This is a genomic window from Rubripirellula tenax, from assembly GCF_007860125.1.
Classification (GTDB): Bacteria; Planctomycetota; Planctomycetia; order Pirellulales; family Pirellulaceae; genus Rubripirellula; species Rubripirellula tenax.
Genome location: NZ_SJPW01000006.1, coordinates 608,264 through 626,407, shown reverse-complemented (window position 1 = coordinate 626,407; position 18,144 = coordinate 608,264). Strand labels below are relative to the sequence as shown.

The following is an 18,144-nucleotide window of genomic DNA, read 5'->3' as shown; positions in this document are numbered from 1 at the left end:
CCCAGTGTGGCGCAATCGCCCTGGGTATTGGGCTCGTGCACTTCCGCTATGAATCAACTCGGCAACCGATCAGGGACGGATCGTTAAGTACGATTGAGCCAGACTTCATTTGTTTTCCAACGAGTCAACCGGGAATCTCACGCGGTGCAGGGCCTTGCCCTGATCGTCGAAGAAAGTAACACCAAGTGTTTCCCCAACGATGAATTGCAAGAATCCTCCGCTGGGTTCGGTGGAACTATAGGACTGTTGGATCAAACCCCTGGGGTCAGTTCCATATTCCGCGCCTGGGGAAACACCCATGCGTGAATTTTCATCGTTCAAAGCGCCGCAGGCAAACTCATGGACGCCAGTCGGGTGGACACTGTGGTATTGCCAGTGCCGATCGCCACAGACGAGAAACAAGTTTTCGATTCGGTTCTCGTTTACCCATTTGAAAAACGAATCGGCTTCGTGACGGAAACCAGCCAACGATGCGTGATTGTCTTTCTTGTAGGCGTCGTCGGGGCCAACCATCGGCGTCGGACTGATCAATAGCTTCCACTTTGCATCGCTTGCCTTCAACTTCGCTTGCAACCAATCACGTTGTTCCGTGCCCCAAATCGACTTCTCCGGTCCGTCAGGCGCCTCATTTGCGGATCGATAATCGCGTCCTTCCGTCATCCAAATTTGAACATCGTGGCTGACCCGAATCGTACGATACGTCACGGGGTTCGGTGCATCATTGGGTACGATCGGCAACTGCTCGCGGAACATGCCGATGCCCGTCATGGGTAAGGGCAATCGGTTCGTTTCGTTGTCAGAATCGTTGAAGCGAAAATCGTGGTCATCCTTGGACCAATACGTGGGCGTATCCTGAAAGAAATCGATCAATCTTGGAAAGCGAAACTGTTCGTGCCAACATCGACGAAGCTCTTCTTGCGTTTCGCAGACACGGTACGGGTTGTCGTAGTAAACGATGTCACCCGTCCCGACAAAGAACTCGGGCTGCAAGTTCTTCATTGCCGTGAATGCCGGGAAACCCAATCGTTTGTCTTCATCGGTTGCCGTCAACGGTCCGCTCGCTTTTCCCGCTTTACCGTGCATGAACTTGATGTAGTTCATACAACTTCCGACGATAAACGTTACATCACGATGGCCGTTGGCACCGGGTAGAGTGCGGAACGAACATGTCGGGCCAAGAGCCGTGAACGTCGGCGAAACACCATAGATCGCTCGAAAAAAATACTTCGTATCGGGCGTCAACTTGCTTAGTTTGGTCCGAACGATGAAGTCGCGTTGGGGTAGCGCCTGTTGAAAATCCGTTCGTTCTGAATCTGCGAAATCTTCTCTCGTTGACCATTCGAAACAAGCGACTCCCTGTACGCCAGGAACGTCGCCATGGTGATCCAGTTCATTGCCAAGCGTCAATCGCGTTTGCAACAACACCGAGGTGTCGGATACTTCACCGGACATGACGCCCTGACCGAGAGTCAAGCTGCGGTCGACAGACGCCACACTTCTTGCCGATGCAACGCCCGCAGATCGCGCCATGGCGACACCGGGATAGAACTGGACCCACCACGGGGTCCCGCCGACATCGAGCTTCGAAACGTCGCTCAAGCGACCGTCCGCCGCGATCTTGTAGCAGACGATTCTTCCTGACCCCTGACCGGCTGCGACCAGGAACCGCCCATCGGGAGAAAGATTGAACGACCGCACATTCTTTTCGGTTGGCGTTCTATCAATGAAACTCATCCGTCCGACTTCTTCGTCGATTCCAAAGACCGCAATACTTCCCTGGACGCGATTGGCGATGAACGCAAACTTGCCGTTTGGGTGAACTTCGACGTGTGAAGTCGAACCCTTCCCAGTGTACTCCGGCGGCAGACTCGATTCGGTTTGAAGATGATCCAGCGTTCCGGTTCTTTTGTTGAACCGGTACGCCGTGATGCTGCGGCCGGCTTCATCACTTCCGAATGCAAAACGACCGCCCGGGTGCAACCAAAGATGACGCGGGCCGGCTGGTTCCGTTCTCTTGATCTTCGGCGGATCGTTCAGCGACAGTTTCCCAGTGACTGCATCGAAACGCAATTGAGTGATGGCGTTGGGGCGAGTATGAGGCACAAACGCGAAACGGCCGCTCGGGTCCAACGCTATGCCGTGCGCCCGTTCGTCGATCGTCAACAATTCAATCGGTTCGTTTGACAAACGGCCTTCACCGACAATGCGATGCACGCTCACTTGTCCCGTCGCGAAATACGACGCGAGCAAGAATTGGCCGGACGGGTCGATGGTCAAGTACGATGGCTTGGCGGGAACCGCTACCGATTGCAATTGTTCGAACCCGTCCGGTCCAACGCGATAGACGCCCACGGTCGAAGGCCCGCTCGACGCGACATAGAAATTCAACCCGGTTGAATCAAAACAGCTCGCCCCTGGTTGCCCATCGTTGGCGATTCGATCACGAAGTTGCAATGCTCCGTCATTGTCGATCGAAAGGATCGCCAGTTCCTCTTGCTTCGCCAAAGACAGCACCAATCGCTGCTCATCGCCGTGCGCGGTCTGCGGCGAAAATGCGGATAGCGTCGCGAGGACGAATACGATTCCGCAAATGGTGTGCGGCACACTCTTGAAAAGTTTCAAACTCATCCTATCCATTCAAAATGTCCGTCTGGCGAGTGATAAGCAAAACGAAAGCTGTATCGATCACATCGCAGGAAATGGAGCCCATCTATTCGATGGATTCAGAGAATATAGCTTAGCGAGAGTGCGCCGATGAAACCGCATATTCCAATGATGGTCTCGACGATCGTCCACGACATCAAGGTTTCCTTCTCCGTCAGACCGAAGAACTTGCTGACCAGCCAAAAACCGCTGTCGTTGACGTGCGACAGAACCGTCGATCCGGAAGCGATGGCGATGGTCAACAGTGCGTAGTCGGAGCTAGATAAGCCCGACATTTCCGGCAACAACGGAGCAATGATCGCGGCGGTCGTGACCATCGCCACGGTCGCGGAACCCTGGGCGATGCGGACGAGCGCCGCGATCAGGAAGGCCAGCACAAAGATGTTGATGTTGGATTGAACAATGGCTTCTGCCATCACCGTCGCCACGTTGCTGTCGATCAAAATTTGCTTGAAGACACCACCCGCGCCCGTGACAAGAATGATGATTCCAGCAGGCGCAAGGGCGCTGTTGCTAAGCTCCATGATTTGCTCGCGTGAAAACCCTTGTTTTCGGGCAAGAAACCAAGAGGCGGCGAAGATCGCAATGATCAATGCAGTGAACGGGTGCCCGACGAAGGAGATCAGCTTCAAAGGCAGACTCTGTTTTGGAATACTTTCAGAAAACCCCGTCAGTTTCAAACTGGCCTGCAAAATTTGCTCGCGCTCGGCTGGTGACAGTGCATCATCGGGGTCGACCGAGTTGACAAGAGCACCAAGAGCCAACACGTCGGCCGCTTTGTCTTCGGAAAGCGTTGACGTGTGAACCGCCAAGTTACCACCGACGTGATCGATCAGTTCGATTTGGTAGCCGTCGCCCGACTCGATGACCGACAAGCGTGGCTGGTCAATGCTTGCCGCCGATTGCTGGGTTGCCGATGACGAAACGACGACCATGGTCTTGGCGGGTTTATAGACCTCCGACGCCACCGCTTGGATCAGAATCAAGACGATTGGCAACAACAGAACCATGAAGACGCGGGTGAACGACGGAAGATCTTCGTCGGCAAATTTCTTGGCGAGATGTTCGATGGAAAACTCTTCCGGAATTCCCTTGGTGATATTCTTCGAAACGAAACTGCCAAAGACCGGTCCGGCCAGTACGGCCGTCGGAAAGCCGATCAACACGCCGTACAGGATGACCAGGCCCATGTTCGCACCCAATTGTTCCGCCACCATGATCGGTCCCGGAGTCGGCGGGACGAACGTATGTGTCACCCCCAAACCCGCCAACAGCGGAATCCCATAATACAGCACCGGCTTACCCGTCTTCCGAGTCAGCGCGTAGACGATGGGGATGATGATCACCAGTGCGACGTCAAGAAACACGGGGATCGAAACCAAGAAACCTGTGATCACCATCGCCCATGTCGCGTTCTTTTCGCCAAACCTCTTCAGCAGCGTGTACGCCAGCGCCTCGGCACCACCGGAGGCTTCGAGCAGTTTTCCGAAAATGGCCCCCAATCCCACCACGGTTGCCACGAACCCGAGGATCCCTCCCATACCCGACTTGATACTGTCGTTGATGGTCAGCAGGTCCATACCTGACATCAGCCCGACGTAGTAACTGGCCAGGATCAAGGCAACAAACGCGTGAACCTTTGCCCACAAAATCAGAACCAGGAGAATCGCGATCGCGCTGACCGCAGTGAATACGGTGCTTGCAAGAGTCGCGTCTTCGGCAACCGTTGCCAGCAAGTGAAATGCCATGGTCAGCTATCTGGAGTTAGTCGTGATGGGACGGAGTCGATTCGTTCGATCCGCCCAGCTTACTACGTTTCGATTCCTATTTGGCTTCCCCGGATGCAAGAACGCGTTCTCTGTGTCGAACAAACGACTCGTTTTGATCGTGGGTGCCAAGTCGACCCCGTCGGTCGAAGTCGATAAACTCAGGTTTTCCGATGCGCTGGCGCGCGCGACCATCTCCCCATTCGCTTCGAAAAGACGGCCATGGACTTTAAGAAACTTCACCAAATCGAACCCGGTAAATCGGTCAAATTGAAGTCCATCGAAACGAAACAGGGCGGACCGTTCAAGAACAAGGCCGAGGCGGTTGAGTTCACAGCCGATCGCAACGAAAAGATTCGCGATCTGCAGTATCGGATGTTCGTCGAGCAAAAACAGTCGCTCTTGATCGTGCTTCAGGCACCCGATGCGGCCGGCAAGGACGGACTGATCCGCAAGGTACTTGGTCAGATGAATCCGCAAGGTTGCCGTACCTATCCGTTCAAGGTGCCATCGGAAATCGAGCGAGCCCATGACTTTCTGTGGCGTATCCACCAATGTACGCCTGCGACGGGGATGGTTTCGATTTTTAACCGATCGCACTACGAGGACGTGCTCGTGGTTCGCGTCGAGGATCTAGTGCCCAAAAAAATCTGGAACGAACGCTACGAAATCATCAACCAATTCGAGGCAAACTTGGTGGCAGCCGGAACGACGATCTTGAAGTTCTTTCTTCACATCAGTCCGGAAGAACAACTAGAAAGATTTAAGAAACGACTTGATAACCCAGACAAACACTGGAAACTGAATACCGGCGACTACGCGGCTCGCGACAAATGGGATCAGTACCGCGAAGCTTACGAAGACGCGATCGCGAAGTGCAATTCTAAGCAATCACCGTGGTTCGTCATTCCGGCGGACAACAAATGGTATCGGGATGCTTCAGTTGCCGGGATCGTTCACGAGACGTTGACGCAAATGGATCCGAAAATGCCACCTGTCGACGTCGACCTGGATGAAATTCGAGCCCTTTACGAACGCGAAGCTGCCGAGCAACGATCCTAGATCGACGTGGATTCAAGCACTCATGCCGGCGGAACGTCTAGCGCAACGTCGAACCGTCGCCAGCACCACGACGCAGTCACCAACGCGGCGATTGCTAACACCCAAGTTGCAACGATGGCGCCGACCACCAACGTGAATCGCGCGATCGATGGCGGTAGATGATTGGCACAGAACCCTGCCCATGCCGCCAACATCATCAACGATGCTAGCAGCACGGCTGCTTTGCCGATGAATGTCAGTTTCGCGCGAACCATCATCGCGACGCCCTCGGTGTGCTCGTGATGCGGGAACGCCAAGAACAGGGCGTTCTCGGTCGCGAACGTAAACAACGACAATGCTGTCAACATACCGGTCCACATCACCACCGATGACCAACCCGGCAACGTGAACGCGGCGGCAACCGCAATCGTGAAACACTGGAACGTGCACGTGATCATGACGGGAATCAAGAGTTGCCCCAGCACCATCGACATCGGACGCACTGGCAAGGATCGAAGCAGCAGCATCCGACGCAGATCGCGACGAAAGTCGATTCGCAGCGCCGGAGGTGCTAACAACACCGTGCACAATGCGATTCCGCCAACGACAAAGAACCATTGATCGGTGATGCGGCCCGTCGCCAGCGGCGATAGGCAAAGAACCGTCGGTACAAAGAAGCTGAACGCGATCGTGCCGGCGTACCGCTGAACGGTGTTCCATTGACGAACGAGCAACGATGCCAGATCGGCGTCCATGTAACGAAGTATCCATGTCGATCGAAAGATGCTGGTCGATTCACGAACGACCTCGGCCGTTTCATCGCGATGGTACTCGCCGCGACGCAGTCGACTTTGTTCGGTCATGTGCGAGCGAAACTCGGCGCGATGATCAATTCGGACAAACGCGAGCATGGAGATCGGTAACGTTGCTATTGCGATCACGAGCTGAGCAATCGACGTCAGCGAAAAGGATTCAGTGATTACCAATTTCGCCGACGCGATCCAAGGCAACGAAAGCCATTGGATCATCGGTGAAGCGGCTGTTTGCCCCAGCGCAGCGAAGGCGTTCAACACGTAGACGATGGTTGCCGATCCAGGCGGTGTTGCGGCGGCGATACGAGCAACGATCTGAATAACGATCGCCGATGCGACCGCCGTTGCTGCGATCCGCATCGCTCGCCGTGTCCGATCGCTGATGGCGGCCGACCATCGTGCGATCGTCAGTCGCGAAATTTCAAGCAACAGCAGTGACGTGAACACGCCGACACAAAGTAGCTCGATATGCGCAACGTCGACGGCTAAGACCACGGCCAGCAAAGCGGTCTTCAAGGCGGTCGAAAATACAAGACCGCCGACTCGGTATAATGCGACCGTCGAACGGCGGACCGGCGCGCCGCCCAACCATAACGACTCTGCAGCCGTCAGTTCCAAATCCGAAGTCTGGCGAGACCAAGCGCAGCGCACCGAATGGTAGACCGCATAAATGACCATGCCGCCGGACAACCACAAACGCAGTCGCTCTGGGTCCGCTGGTGTGCGCGTCGACAGGATAAAAACACCGTTGACCAGATACAGCCCAAAAAAAAGCAGCGTCAGTACGGTCGCGACGATCCGGCGCGGCGATCGGATACGATGGATCACCCGTTGGAAGCGAAAGCCGCCACGCTGTGTCAACAATCGAATCCAAGTTTGATGCGTCGCCCAATCGATCACGAGACGACTCCGAACGTTGGCATGTCCGATCCGGACGGGAACGTGACGATCGGCGATCGTTCCGTCATGGCGAAATAGGCTGCCTCCAATGACTTGGTCTCGGGGAAATTGGCTCGCAGATCCGACGCGGCGCCGAAGTAGTCGACCTGCCCGTCTTGCATCACCAACAAGTGCGTGCATACGTCCTCGATCATCGCCAGAAGGTGGCTACTGATGATCACCGTGGCGCCCGCCATCGCCCGTTCACGGATCGATGCCAACAGAACTCGAATGCCCGGCGGATCGAGCCCCGTCAGCGGTTCGTCAAGCAACAGCACGTCCGGGTCATACAAATACGCACACGCGATCGCCAATTTCTGTCGCATTCCGCGCGATAACGTCGTCGCGCCGGCATGACGTTTTTTGGTCAGATCGAATCGATTCAGCAACTCGTCGGACTTCGCGGCGTGATCGTCGACACGGTAGAGCCGACCGATGAAGTCGAGATGCTGTTGGACGGAAAGATCGTCAAACAGAGGCGGATCGTCGGGGACATACGCCAACCGTCGCTTCAGTTCGATTGCGTCAGCGTTCGCCCCGCCACTTGCAACTCTGCAACCGGCGACCGTTAAAACCCCATCGGTGGCGCGAATCAAACCCGCGAGACAGCGCATGGTGGTCGTCTTCCCCGCTCCGTTGGGCCCGACTAACCCGCAAATTTGGCCTTTGGAAAGACTGAACGAAACGCCATCGACGGCTAGGTAGTCATCGTATAGCTTGCGAAGCGACTGGACCTCGATTGTGGGAACTGTGTCGTTAGCGGGGATCATTTCGGCGGCGTCACTTGCGAGGTTTCTACAGTCTGGTGAAATCTAGCACGCAACTTGGGTCTGCAAACCGGATCGTGTTCGGTCTTAACGTTTACAGCGAATGTCCGCCCAAAGGATCCCTGGAATCTCTGATCTGAAACCTGAACCGATCGACAACCCGTCGCCCTGGGCCCCATTGGCGACACCCATCTTTCGCGCATTCTGGTTGGTTTCGATCGTTTCCAATTTGGGAACTTGGATCCACGAGATCGGTGCCGGCTGGTTGATGACCAGCTTGGATTCGTCACCGGAAATGGTTTCCTCTGTTCGAGTCGCAATGTCGTTGCCGATGACGGTGCTTGCCATCCCGGCCGGAGTCTTGGCCGATCGCATCGATCGCCGCCGATTGTTGATTCTTACGCAATGGGTGTTGCTGGCGACGACGTCCACCCTGGCATCGCTGACGTTCACCGGAGCAATCACGGCTTGGATGCTGTTGGCGTTGACGTTCGTGATGGGACTGGGAATGGTGCTGCACATTTTAACATGGCAGTCGACGATTCCCGAACTGGTACCACGAAACCAGTTGTCTCGCGCCATCTCGCTGGGCAGCATCAGCTTCAACCTGGCGCGTTCGGTCGGACCCGCAATCGGTGGCGTCCTGATTGCCATCGCCGGACCGTGGATCGCTTTTGCGGCGAACGCGTTTTCCTTCGGCGCGGTGCTGTTCGTACTTTCGCGGTGGCAACGTGAAACGACCGAGTCGTCCAACGGCATGACTTACCGTCGTTCACTCGGCGAAGGGATCGCCTACGTCCGCCGGGAACCAGTGATGAAGCAAACTCTCGTTCGTCTAGCCATGTTTATGTTGCCCGCTTCGGCTTTGTGGGCTCTGCTTCCTCTGGTCGCGCGGGAGCGTCTCGGTTGGGACGCCGACGGATTCGGTTTGCTGGTTACCACCGTCGGTGGCGGCGCGGTGGCGGCGGCTTGGGGGCTTCATCGATTGCACGTTCGCATTGGAACTGATTGGACCGTTGCGATCTCAACGGCCGTATTCGCCGGCGGCATGCTGGGCATCAGCTTTGCCGTCGAAGCGGTCGGCGCTGTCGCGTCGATGTTTGTCATGGGCGCATCATGGATGACTACACTGACAACGCTTAATTCCAACGCCCAGGCGACGCTCCCGAATCAGTTACGGGCGCGAGGCATGAGTTGCTATTTAACCGTTATGGCGATATCGATGGCCGGAGGATCTACGATTTGGGGTCAAATCGCCGGTGCGTTTTCGGTTCCCCAATCGCAACGCATCGCGGCGGGCGTGCTGGTGATGGCTGCGATCTTCGTCGGTGTGCAAGCAATGCAGGCTGGTCCAAGAAGCGATCATGAACACGCGTAACATATCGCTTCCGCGTTGATCTACAATCGGCTGATTCGCGATCCACGTTTTTCACGAAGACAGCCTGCGCTGATGTTTTCGACGTGGTTCATTGCTTCCTCTTTCGCCACATTGAATAGGTTGAAACCAAGATGATTCGAACGATGTTTGCTGGTGCCGCTTTGTTTCTGGTCCCTCTTTCCAGCGTGATGGCGGAAAAGAATGTGACCATCCAACCACTTGCGGGTTCGCTGGGCGACGCGGTCGCGTCGGTCACGTTCGATGAACCGCTGGCGAAACCGATTTCCGCCGTCAAAGGGGATTGGAAAGTAGTCGATGGCGTCTTGATGGGCAAAGAACTGGCATCGGACGAACACGCAGCGGTCTTGAACTATCAATTGGAAAACACCGATTCGGTCGTTCGCTTTTCGTTCAAGTTTGATGACAACACGAACGGTGCTCAATTCAGCATGAATCACGCGAAGGGCCATCTGTTTCGCGTGATCGTTACCAAGGCGGGCGTGTCGGTGAATCTTGATAAAGACAAGAGTGACCCGACGTCCAAGGCGAAGAAACTTGGGTCCGCGAACGTCCCTTTCAAAACCGGACAATGGTATACGATGCAGATCGAAATGCGCGGTGATCGAGTGGTCGTTCAAACCGACAATGACACCATGGTGGACGTCAGCGATGCGAAGCTGAAGACCACGAAGCCAAGCTACCGATGGGTAATGAAGGGCAATTCGCTCGCTATCGATGACCTGATCATTTGGAAGTAGCGTCGAAAATTTCGATCGGAGTCGGCGACCTGGACATCGATCTAGAATCCGATCCGCACAACCACCGGATGATGATCACTCGCGAATCTTCCGCTCGGAGTTCTCGGGTCGAGCGTTCGATATGTTTCGACTGAAACGCGATCGTCGACCAGAATATGGTCGATGCGTGAATTGGGCTCCATTGCCTTGAACCCGTTCCACGTTCCGGTGGGCCCCTCGGGGCTTGACGCTGACTTTGATCGTGCGTCACGAAGCACGATCAACTTGCCGGACTTCGCGGCACTCAGCACGTCGGATTCCGATTGTGCATTGAAGTCGCCCATACAAAGCACAGGCATCGTTGCGTTTTCATCGATCCAACGGGCGATTGCCTTTGCCGAATTCAGCCGAGCGACTTTGCCGACATGATCGAAATGAGTATTGATGATCATGATCTGCGTCTGGGTCGATTTTGATTCTAATATGGCCCACGTGAATACGCGCGGGAGCGCGGCGTCCCAGCCTTTGGATCCGGCAACTTCGGGCGATTCCGACAACCACCGAGTGTCTTGGTCGATCATGCGAAAATCCGAATCGCGGAAACCAATCGGCGAAAACTCACCCGCCGACGCTCCGTCATCGCGGCCAACCCCAACCCACGTCCAACCCGATGTCACTGCCTTGATCGCATCGAGTTGCGAGAGTACGACTTCTTGCAGTCCCACAATGTCGGCTTCGGCGATTGCCTTGATGACGGTATCCCGACGATGGACCCATCGATCGTCACCGTCGCGTTCGTTTTGGTAACGAATGTTGTAAGTCATGACGGCAAAGCCATCGTCGGCCGTGGAAACCGCCGTCATGAAAAGTGTCGAGAGGATCCCAATCAAAGTTGCGAAACCGAACGTCATGAATCTTGTCACAAAGGTACTCCTAAAGGTTAAGCCGAACTTTCGACTAGAATCATAACTGTTCCTCGCGTCCTCCACCGACTCCGTCCTTGATGCAATTTTCTATGAACTATGCCTTTGCTCGATTCGCCAATCGATTCATCGTCCGTATGATCCTATTTGGCCTCCTGACGGATGCGATAAATTTTGGTGCCAAGACCTGCGCCGAGGATCCCAATCCCCAGCGTTATCAGCTACAAACGCGGGCAAGTGATATCGACCCGAGCACGAAACCGCATCCTGCAATTGGTTTCTTGTTCGAAGAAAAGGGCAAACCGATTGACATCGAGAACGCTTCGGTGGACACCCGAGTCGAATCGAAAGGGAAGCTGGTGATCTGGTTGATGGGTCACAACCCGCTTCTGTTCGAGCGACTCAATGGCTATGGGCTGCATGCGATCCAAGTCAGCTATGCCAACCAATGGTTTGGAAAACTGTGCCAGCCCAAGCCGCGTGACGGCCAGGCTCGTGGCAACGTGCGTTTGGAAGCCGCAACGGGCCAGGACTTCAGCGACGAGTTGGATCTGCAAAAACCGGACGGAGCATCGGAACGTGCGTACCAGTTCGTGAAATGGTTGTCCACCGAGAATCCCCAAGGCGAGTGGGATCAATTCATCGACTCAGGCAAAGCAACGCTAGAGTGGGACAAAGTCATCGTCGCAGGAAGTTCGCATGGCAGCACGACAGCTGCGCGATTTGCCAAACACCAACGCGTCGATCGAGTCGTGATGTTATGCGGGCCACGCGACCAGGATCAAGATTGGCAATCGTTGCCTTCAGCGACTCCCGCGAATCGGTTCTTTGGGTTCTCGCACGTCCTAGATGGTGGTTGGACGGGCGATCACTACTGCCGGTCATGGGAAATGCTGGGGCTTCATGAGTTCGGGCCCATCGTCAACGTCGACGAAACTGCCTCCCCGTATCAAAATTCACGCCGACTAATATCGGCGGCCGATGTCGGCGACGACGCGAAACGCGCCCACTCGGCGGTAACTCCCGGCAAGGCTTCACCGAAATCCGATGATGGTTCGTTTTTATACGAACCCGTGTGGCGGTACCTGTTCACGCACCCCGTCGATGCTTTAGGCCAACCAACGGAAGAAGACGCTAACTGCACCCGCGTCCACAGCCAATAGGCATCCATCGCCCCAGCGTTAGTCAATGAAAAATGACCACGCCCGAAGAGTACCAGGCGCCACGACCTAGCCGATCAGTGCATGAGTGACCCTATCGATGTCGGAATTGCCGGCGGTTTCTTGCGTTCACAGCACCAATCACGATGTGGCCACTCGCGAACTTTCCGGCAAAGATCTGAGCCATTGCTGGCTCGCCTGTTCGATGCTTGGACTATTTCGTAGTGTCGCGACGGTCAAAGTTGCGGCGGTGTCGGTTGCTTCCTTGAAATGGATTAGAATTTCGGTCACTTTCATTCCAGGCGAGGGACTCTGATGACCGCTTCCACGATTCAATTCATCACCAAAACTCGTCTCGCAGAACTCTCGCGGCAACGTGAGTCATTGCTAAGCCAATACGATGCGGCAGAAGCGGCCGGCCGTGGTCACGACTTGCAGTGCCTCGCAAAGATGTACGATCGCTTGAAAAGCGTTCGGACCACCGAGTCTCCACTCCACCGTGACTTGCCGGATCTGAGAGCCCTTTTTCATGGAGTCGACGCCCCACAGTCTCTGGTCGACTTTTGGCATGAGAAGTTGCTGACCGAGATCCGGCGAGGCCGATTGCGGGCGAACATCGTCTACCTGTTCGGCGCTTTCTTGAGTGAGTGGGATGAATCCGACGTTCAAGGTACCCCGCGGTTGAACGAACGGCGGGCTGAAAAAACGCGAATCCTGAAGGAAATCGTATCGCCAAATTCACCTCCTGCTCTTGATCTGATGGATTCCGCGCTGGGCGGATTTGCGGATCACGGCGACAAAGTCCAAGCGATCATTGTTCAGCGGCTTGAAAAGTCACTTGACTTAAAGCTTGGCGGTTTCGATGGATTGCATTGGATTTCAGCGAATCCTCACTATTCAACGGATGTGCGTTTGGAGGCGAAACAGTTTCAAGAAAACGGGGCGTTGGCAAATCAACTCAGCGACGCGATTCGTGTTGCGAACCGTGATCCCAGACTGTGGTCATGGCCGGAGCAAGGTGTTTGTCCACGAATTCTTTGGACGCGCAACCGATGGCGACTCTATCCGACGATACCGCTAGTTGAATTATTGAGCGTCAATCATTCGGCGGGCTTTTGGTCTTCGGCAATCGACGAAGGATATACGAACTCAGCCATCATTCTGAGTATCCGCAGCCGACTACAAAAATTGATCGACCTGAACGCCCCGGAAGTCATCCTGTCCAACGAGCGACGGATGCTGGCCATGCAGAAAGATCGCGCATCACTGGATTGGTACGAACCGATCGACCCTTGGACGAACGAACCTGTGTTGAGAGAGGATGAAGGGGCGTCGGTGACGGGCGTAGTGGGGATGCGGGCAACACGGCAAGCGGAGCTGCGTGACGCGTCCAACATGGGCTATGGGTATGGCGAAGGGATCAATCCGATGGTCAAGCTCGTTCATACCGAAATTGAGTTGCTTCGTGCGGCCTATCCAGACACACCACTTCACGTGTTAAAGATCGACGTGCGTGACTATTTCGCGTCTGTCCCTCATGAGACATTGCTAACCATGCTGCGTGGTTTGGGGATGACGGACGCTGGAATCGATTTCACGCAGCGCTATTTGCAAGTTCCGTTTTTGACGGATGCCGATCAAGTCCGGGCCGCATCGCGCGGTGTTCCCATGGAAATGGGATATTCGCATTGGCTGTGCGAGAAACTGATGCGATTGCTCGAGCGTTTCATCCATAGTCAGGCAAATGTTCGGATCATTCGCCAATTGGATGATCTTTGTATCCTTGGCCCAAGCGACATCGAAGTTGCCGCTGCATACGCGGCCGCGCGGTCGTTCCTTGCGGATGTTGGCTTGACGCTCAATGATTCGAAGAGCGGCGCGGTGACGATTAGCGGCAGCAAGCACACGGACCTCCCGGCAGGGAATCCGCGCTGGGGTGTGCTTGAGTTGACCGATGGTGGGCAATGGCAAGTCAACAAAGAAGCGTTCCAAACGTATTTGAACGATTCGCGTAAAGAAGTTGACGCACGCTACGCCGTGCTGGCCAAAGTACTCGCCTACAACGACCAGCTAGAGCACTTGGTGTGGGGGCTCGGTTTGGTAATGGATCTTGGTGATCATCATCGCGACTCGGCCAACAAGACTCTGCAGTCCTTCGAGAACGATTTTTTCGGTTCCGGCGAGAGCATTTTCACAGGACTTAAGTCGCTGATCGAAACGCGGCACCGGGGTAATTTACGGGAAGTCCCATTGGCGTGGATGTTGTGGCCGATCACCGCCGGTGGGATCGGGTTGCGATCGGTGACGGTTTTGTGCGGCCAGTATCAAATGGCTTTCGACGTTCGATCCGCCGCAAAGAAGGCGGTGCCGAAAGAAGCATCAGAAGACTGGCAAACCAAGTCCAACGCGTGGAGCGAGTTCTACGACGACAAGAATGTAACGCTTGAACCCGCGAACTGTGATGAGTCGCGAACGATGAACGCGCTTGTCGAAGGCTTCATCAGTCGCGGCAAGGTAATTTCGGGCGGGGAACAGGACGGGTTGTCGCCGTATTGGAGATGGACTCTCAGCATCTTCGGTCCCGAGATCCTGGATAAGCTCGGAACATTCGAGTTTCTATTGACCGATCTTGTTCCACTGCAATTGATTCATGACAAACTCATCAGCACCGATTCGCCAACCGCCGACGACGTATAGAACGGGACCAACAAGGATGACTTATCATTCCACCAAAGGCATTGCGAGTTGTCGTTCAAGTTTTCGATCGCAAACAAAGGGTGAAACGAAGGCCGCAAGGCTTGGGGCAACGCGAGCAAACCCGTCGCTTGCGAAAAAGCCCGGCTTAGGATCGACTCTCCCGAGGGACAGTCTAACCGTAGTCGTAAAACTCGACGTGATTCGAAATTTCTAAGCCAAGATTTCCGTTACGCGTCGCGGTGCACGAAAGCGAAGAACAAACGATGTAAGTGCCTTTGCACGTTCGGCGAACTTCTTCCTCCATGTCTCAGCCGATGGGTTACTTGATCAAAGTACTCGCCAGTACAACCAAACCGAGACGATGAAGCCGAGGATCCCGATGGCTACCGAGACGATCAATGATTGCGGGAACAACACGACCGCGTCGAAACCGAAAGCTACGAAAACGGGAATCCACATCAGCCACGAGATGAATCCGATGAGTACACCGGCGCGCAGGTAGCCCGATCGCACTTTGTCGAGTTTGCTGCGGATGTCCATAGTCGATTGTGAGTAATCGATTCTTCGAATTCTGGTACAAACGAGCAAGGCCTGAGAAATCACAATGACGCCATACAAGTGCAATATGGCTCCGTTCACAACTCGGTGTGGAATCTGCATATTTCGAGCCCAGCATAGCGCACCTAGCAGGATCAGTGCGACACCAAAGGACACCTGCAGCAACTGCCAACGGAAAAGCGGCCGCAACGATGCTTCGACGCGGTCCATCAACTGGCGACTTTCTCGTCCCCCGCTTGGTCCAGAGAATGCAGCTGGACGTTGCCGCCACGACGCTGTCGTCGTTCGTGCCTTTGCTTGTCGACCACTTTCCTCGCTGACATTCGAAGAAGCAGTTTCCAAAGGTCGTCTCGATCGGACAAGTCGGGAAACCGTCCGTTTTACGCCGCGCTGTAGAAGCTGTCAAAGACGCTTAGCACGATATCCTCCTCGTCCGAGACAGCTCGATTCTGTCCATACAAGCGGGCTCGAACGGAACGAACGAGTCGGTCGAAGTAGTGCTGCCAAATGCAATTGGCAGCAGCCGAATCTCCGGCCTTCACCAGATCAATCCAATGGCTGACATTTGTACTTTCAGTCACTCAGGGACACCGTCAGAAGCAGATACAACGAGAGAAACAGGTTCGCAAACGCCACAAACAGAATGGTACCACAACTTCCATTGTCAACGAATTCAGAAGACTGCCGACAACCCAAACCAGACGATCCGCGTTTGATGATTCGATCAAACAGATTCCGTTCAAGTGGACCGAAAGCGGAGAGCCTTTGCCGCATTTAATACATGCGGTTTCGCGTCGCCAAAGAAGGCTCCTCGTGCAAATCCGTGACGGATGAGGGCGCGTTTCAGCCTTGATGGGCGCGCGGGCACCAGCAGGATGCCGACTCGCAAAAACCCTGCGGATAAACCGTCGATGCTAATTCGTTTCGTACCTTCGCAAGCGCTCGACCACTTTATCGTGTCCTTGCGCCTTCGCGTAGGCAAACGGCCTTGCCCAATGCCGATCGAGCGGCAGCAGTGGGTCGGCATTGGCGTCTAGCAGCAGGTCGACCATCGCAACATTGCCTTTCCACGCTGCTAAACCGAGCGCCGTCGTCGCGGATTGGTGGTCAATGGCGTCGATGTCGATTCCAGCTTCGATCAAAAACTCAGGGATGGCGAGTGATTCACCGTACGAAGCGTGATGAAGAAACGTCCGACCGTACCAATCGCGAGCGTTGATGTTGGTCCCGAGTTCAACCAGCTTCGTGAGCATTTCCTTCGACCTCGGCAAACGCCGACCATTCGCGGGGTTCAACCGAACGATGTCATCGTAGCCAAAGCGGGCGACATACTCTTCAAGCAAATCGACCGAGTCTTCCTCGATGATCTTGCCCAGCACGCTTGACCAAATGTCTCGATTCGGAATGAACGACGTGCTGTCGAGTGCCTTAGAAAGCTTTTCCTTCGTGTCGATCTCCCATTCACCTGCAAGGGCACCGTGCTTCGTGAGCAGTGCGATGGCTTCGGCTTCGCGCGGGCCACCTTGCTGAGCAATCGAAAGACAATTTCCGCATGAGTCGACATTTGCGTTCGCATCCGCGGCATGTGCAAGCAGTAAGCTCATCATCTCAACATCGTTTCGCGACGATGCTTCAAACAAAGCACGTCCTCGCGAGGCACAGTGTTCGGCGAGATTTGGGTCTGCGCCACTTTCGAGTAGCAGTTGAACCATCTCCAAGTGCCCGCGACTGCTGCCGAAGTACAACGGACTGCGGCGTGAGGAGTTGATCTCGTTTGCGAGGCCAGAGTTCCGTGCAAGCTCCGACCGTACATGCTCGATATCATTGAAAGCGACCGCCACAGAGAATTCATGGTCGGCGCCGCTATTGCGAATGAAATCCGCGATCTGCTGTGAACTCGTTTCCGGATCAGGGCTGTTCTTTTTTCCGAACCAATAGTCACCCACGAGAGCCAAATGCAACGGTGATTGCAAGTCCGCTCGCTTGGCGTTGATATCAACGCCGCAATCTAGCAGCAACTCAATGATGGGTATGCGACGCGCGAGAATCGCCCAGTGAATCGCTCGGTTGCCGTGCTCATCGCCGATGCGACCGAGCTCGGGACTAGCATCGATCAGCTCCTTTACCCGTTCAACTTCGCCGGCAGTGATCGCCTGCCATAGCGGTGCATAGCCCGGATCGTAGTCAAAGCGATTTTTCATCTCACGAACAAGCAGTCGGTGCAATGCATCAAAGCAACGCTCTTTCGTGATTGAAAGCAGCGATTGCCAAGACCTGTAGTTGAAGTTTGAGAAAGCCGGGTTGATCCCGGCTTCGATCAACACCCGCGCGACTTCGATCTGATTTTCGCGAACGGCAAAGTGCAATGGGGATTCATACCAGACGAATTGATGCACGAACTCCGGATTCTTCTGAACGATGCTCCGGACGGCGCTCGTATGACCATTCGCCGCTGCGCAAAACAGCTCCCATGCTTTTGCTGAGCAATCCGTGGGGCAGGACTCACGTCCCAATCGTGCAGCGGTCATTAACTCAGCCTTGATGGGCTATCGGTTCACTGATGGGCGACGCGTCTAAAAACAGAGACCCAACATGCCATCGGTAGCAGAGGCTGCGGGAATACACGTATTCTATAAAGCGAAAGTCGACGCTCCGGGCTAGGCGCCCACAGTCTCGCCGAAAATAGATTGGCCACCGTCATC

General features: G+C 54.9%; 12 protein-coding genes and 1 pseudogene. 5 read left to right on the top strand and 8 right to left on the bottom strand.

The window, feature by feature from the left end; translation table 11 throughout:
• Positions 1-105 precede the first annotated feature (105 nt).
• Together Poly51_RS23160 and Poly51_RS23155 are read right to left on the bottom strand one after the other, a co-directional pair.
• Positions 106-2,628: a beta-propeller fold lactonase family protein gene (locus Poly51_RS23160; RefSeq protein ID WP_186775747.1), complete on the bottom strand. Its 2,523-nt coding sequence runs from the start codon at positions 2,626-2,628 to the stop codon at positions 106-108.
• A gap of 95 nt (positions 2,629-2,723) precedes the next feature.
• Complete coding sequence (locus Poly51_RS23155) at positions 2,724-4,412, bottom strand: GntP family permease (RefSeq protein ID WP_146460526.1); 1,689 nt, start codon at positions 4,410-4,412, stop codon at positions 2,724-2,726.
• A gap of 240 nt (positions 4,413-4,652) precedes the next feature.
• Between Poly51_RS23155 and Poly51_RS23150 the strand changes: the two genes are divergently transcribed.
• On the top strand, positions 4,653-5,492 hold the full coding sequence (locus tag Poly51_RS23150; protein WP_146460524.1) for a polyphosphate kinase 2 family protein: 840 nt from the start codon (positions 4,653-4,655) through the stop codon (positions 5,490-5,492).
• 20 nt (positions 5,493-5,512) lie between these two features.
• Here the strand turns inward: Poly51_RS23150 and Poly51_RS23145 are convergent, their stop codons facing one another.
• Together Poly51_RS23145 and Poly51_RS23140 are read right to left on the bottom strand one after the other, a co-directional pair.
• Positions 5,513-7,183 carry a hypothetical protein gene (locus Poly51_RS23145; RefSeq protein WP_146460523.1) on the bottom strand — a complete coding sequence of 557 codons (1,671 nt, stop codon included), beginning with the start codon at positions 7,181-7,183 and terminating at the stop codon, positions 5,513-5,515.
• Positions 7,180-7,992 carry an ABC transporter ATP-binding protein gene (locus Poly51_RS23140; RefSeq protein WP_146460521.1) on the bottom strand — a complete coding sequence of 271 codons (813 nt, stop codon included), beginning with the start codon at positions 7,990-7,992 and terminating at the stop codon, positions 7,180-7,182. The genes Poly51_RS23145 and Poly51_RS23140 overlap by 4 nt, the downstream gene beginning before the upstream one ends.
• Before the next feature lie 100 nt (positions 7,993-8,092).
• On the opposite strand from Poly51_RS23140, the gene Poly51_RS23135 reads away from it, so the two are divergent.
• Together Poly51_RS23135 and Poly51_RS23130 are read left to right on the top strand one after the other, a co-directional pair.
• Positions 8,093-9,367: an MFS transporter gene (locus Poly51_RS23135; RefSeq protein WP_146460520.1), complete on the top strand. Its 1,275-nt coding sequence runs from the start codon at positions 8,093-8,095 to the stop codon at positions 9,365-9,367.
• Between the two features lie 131 nt (positions 9,368-9,498).
• A complete protein-coding gene (locus Poly51_RS23130) occupies positions 9,499-10,125 on the top strand; it encodes a family 16 glycoside hydrolase (protein ID WP_146460518.1) in 627 nt (208 codons plus the stop codon).
• Between the two features lie 41 nt (positions 10,126-10,166).
• On the opposite strand, the gene Poly51_RS23125 is transcribed toward Poly51_RS23130, so the two are convergent.
• A complete protein-coding gene (locus Poly51_RS23125; RefSeq protein WP_246114706.1) occupies positions 10,167-11,027 on the bottom strand; it encodes an endonuclease/exonuclease/phosphatase family protein in 861 nt (286 codons plus the stop codon).
• An 80-nt stretch (positions 11,028-11,107) separates the two neighbouring features.
• Between Poly51_RS23125 and Poly51_RS23120 the strand changes: the two genes are divergently transcribed.
• On the top strand, positions 11,108-12,190 hold the full coding sequence (locus tag Poly51_RS23120; RefSeq protein ID WP_246114705.1) for a BPSS1187 family protein: 1,083 nt from the start codon (positions 11,108-11,110) through the stop codon (positions 12,188-12,190).
• Between the two features lie 312 nt (positions 12,191-12,502).
• On the top strand, positions 12,503-14,884 hold the full coding sequence (locus tag Poly51_RS23115) for a reverse transcriptase domain-containing protein (protein WP_146460517.1): 2,382 nt from the start codon (positions 12,503-12,505) through the stop codon (positions 14,882-14,884).
• 327 nt (positions 14,885-15,211) lie between these two features.
• Here the strand turns inward: Poly51_RS23115 and Poly51_RS30665 are convergent, their stop codons facing one another.
• The 3 genes and pseudogenes from Poly51_RS30665 to Poly51_RS23105 all read right to left on the bottom strand — a co-directional run bounded on the left by Poly51_RS30665 (position 15,212) and on the right by Poly51_RS23105 (position 17,970).
• Positions 15,212-15,424, bottom strand: a complete 213-nt coding sequence (locus Poly51_RS30665; RefSeq protein ID WP_186775746.1) for a hypothetical protein — start codon at positions 15,422-15,424, stop codon at positions 15,212-15,214.
• 239 nt (positions 15,425-15,663) lie between these two features.
• Positions 15,664-16,023 (bottom strand): annotated as a pseudogene (locus Poly51_RS30660) (ECF-type sigma factor); the annotation flags it as partial.
• A 333-nt stretch (positions 16,024-16,356) separates the two neighbouring features.
• A complete protein-coding gene (locus tag Poly51_RS23105; RefSeq protein WP_146460515.1) occupies positions 16,357-17,970 on the bottom strand; it encodes an ankyrin repeat domain-containing protein in 1,614 nt (537 codons plus the stop codon).
• Positions 17,971-18,144 lie beyond the last annotated feature (174 nt).

Bases quoted from the DNA above. Each gene is read 5' to 3' on its own strand.
- Poly51_RS23160 (WP_186775747.1), bottom strand. From the start codon at position 2,628: ATGAGTTTGAAACTTTTCAAGAGTGTGCCGCACACCATTTGCGGAATC.
- Poly51_RS23155 (WP_146460526.1), bottom strand. From the start codon at position 4,412: ATGGCATTTCACTTGCTGGCAACGGTTGCCGAAGACGCGACTCTTGCA.
- Poly51_RS23150 (WP_146460524.1), top strand. From the start codon at position 4,653: ATGGACTTTAAGAAACTTCACCAAATCGAACCCGGTAAATCGGTCAAA.
- Poly51_RS23140 (WP_146460521.1), bottom strand. From the start codon at position 7,992: ATGATCCCCGCTAACGACACAGTTCCCACAATCGAGGTCCAGTCGCTT.
- Poly51_RS23135 (WP_146460520.1), top strand. From the start codon at position 8,093: ATGTCCGCCCAAAGGATCCCTGGAATCTCTGATCTGAAACCTGAACCG.
- Poly51_RS23130 (WP_146460518.1), top strand. From the start codon at position 9,499: ATGATTCGAACGATGTTTGCTGGTGCCGCTTTGTTTCTGGTCCCTCTT.
- Poly51_RS23120 (WP_246114705.1), top strand. From the start codon at position 11,108: ATGCAATTTTCTATGAACTATGCCTTTGCTCGATTCGCCAATCGATTC.
- Poly51_RS23115 (WP_146460517.1), top strand. From the start codon at position 12,503: ATGACCGCTTCCACGATTCAATTCATCACCAAAACTCGTCTCGCAGAA.
- Poly51_RS30665 (WP_186775746.1), bottom strand. From the start codon at position 15,424: ATGGACATCCGCAGCAAACTCGACAAAGTGCGATCGGGCTACCTGCGC.
- Poly51_RS23105 (WP_146460515.1), bottom strand. From the start codon at position 17,970: ATGACCGCTGCACGATTGGGACGTGAGTCCTGCCCCACGGATTGCTCA.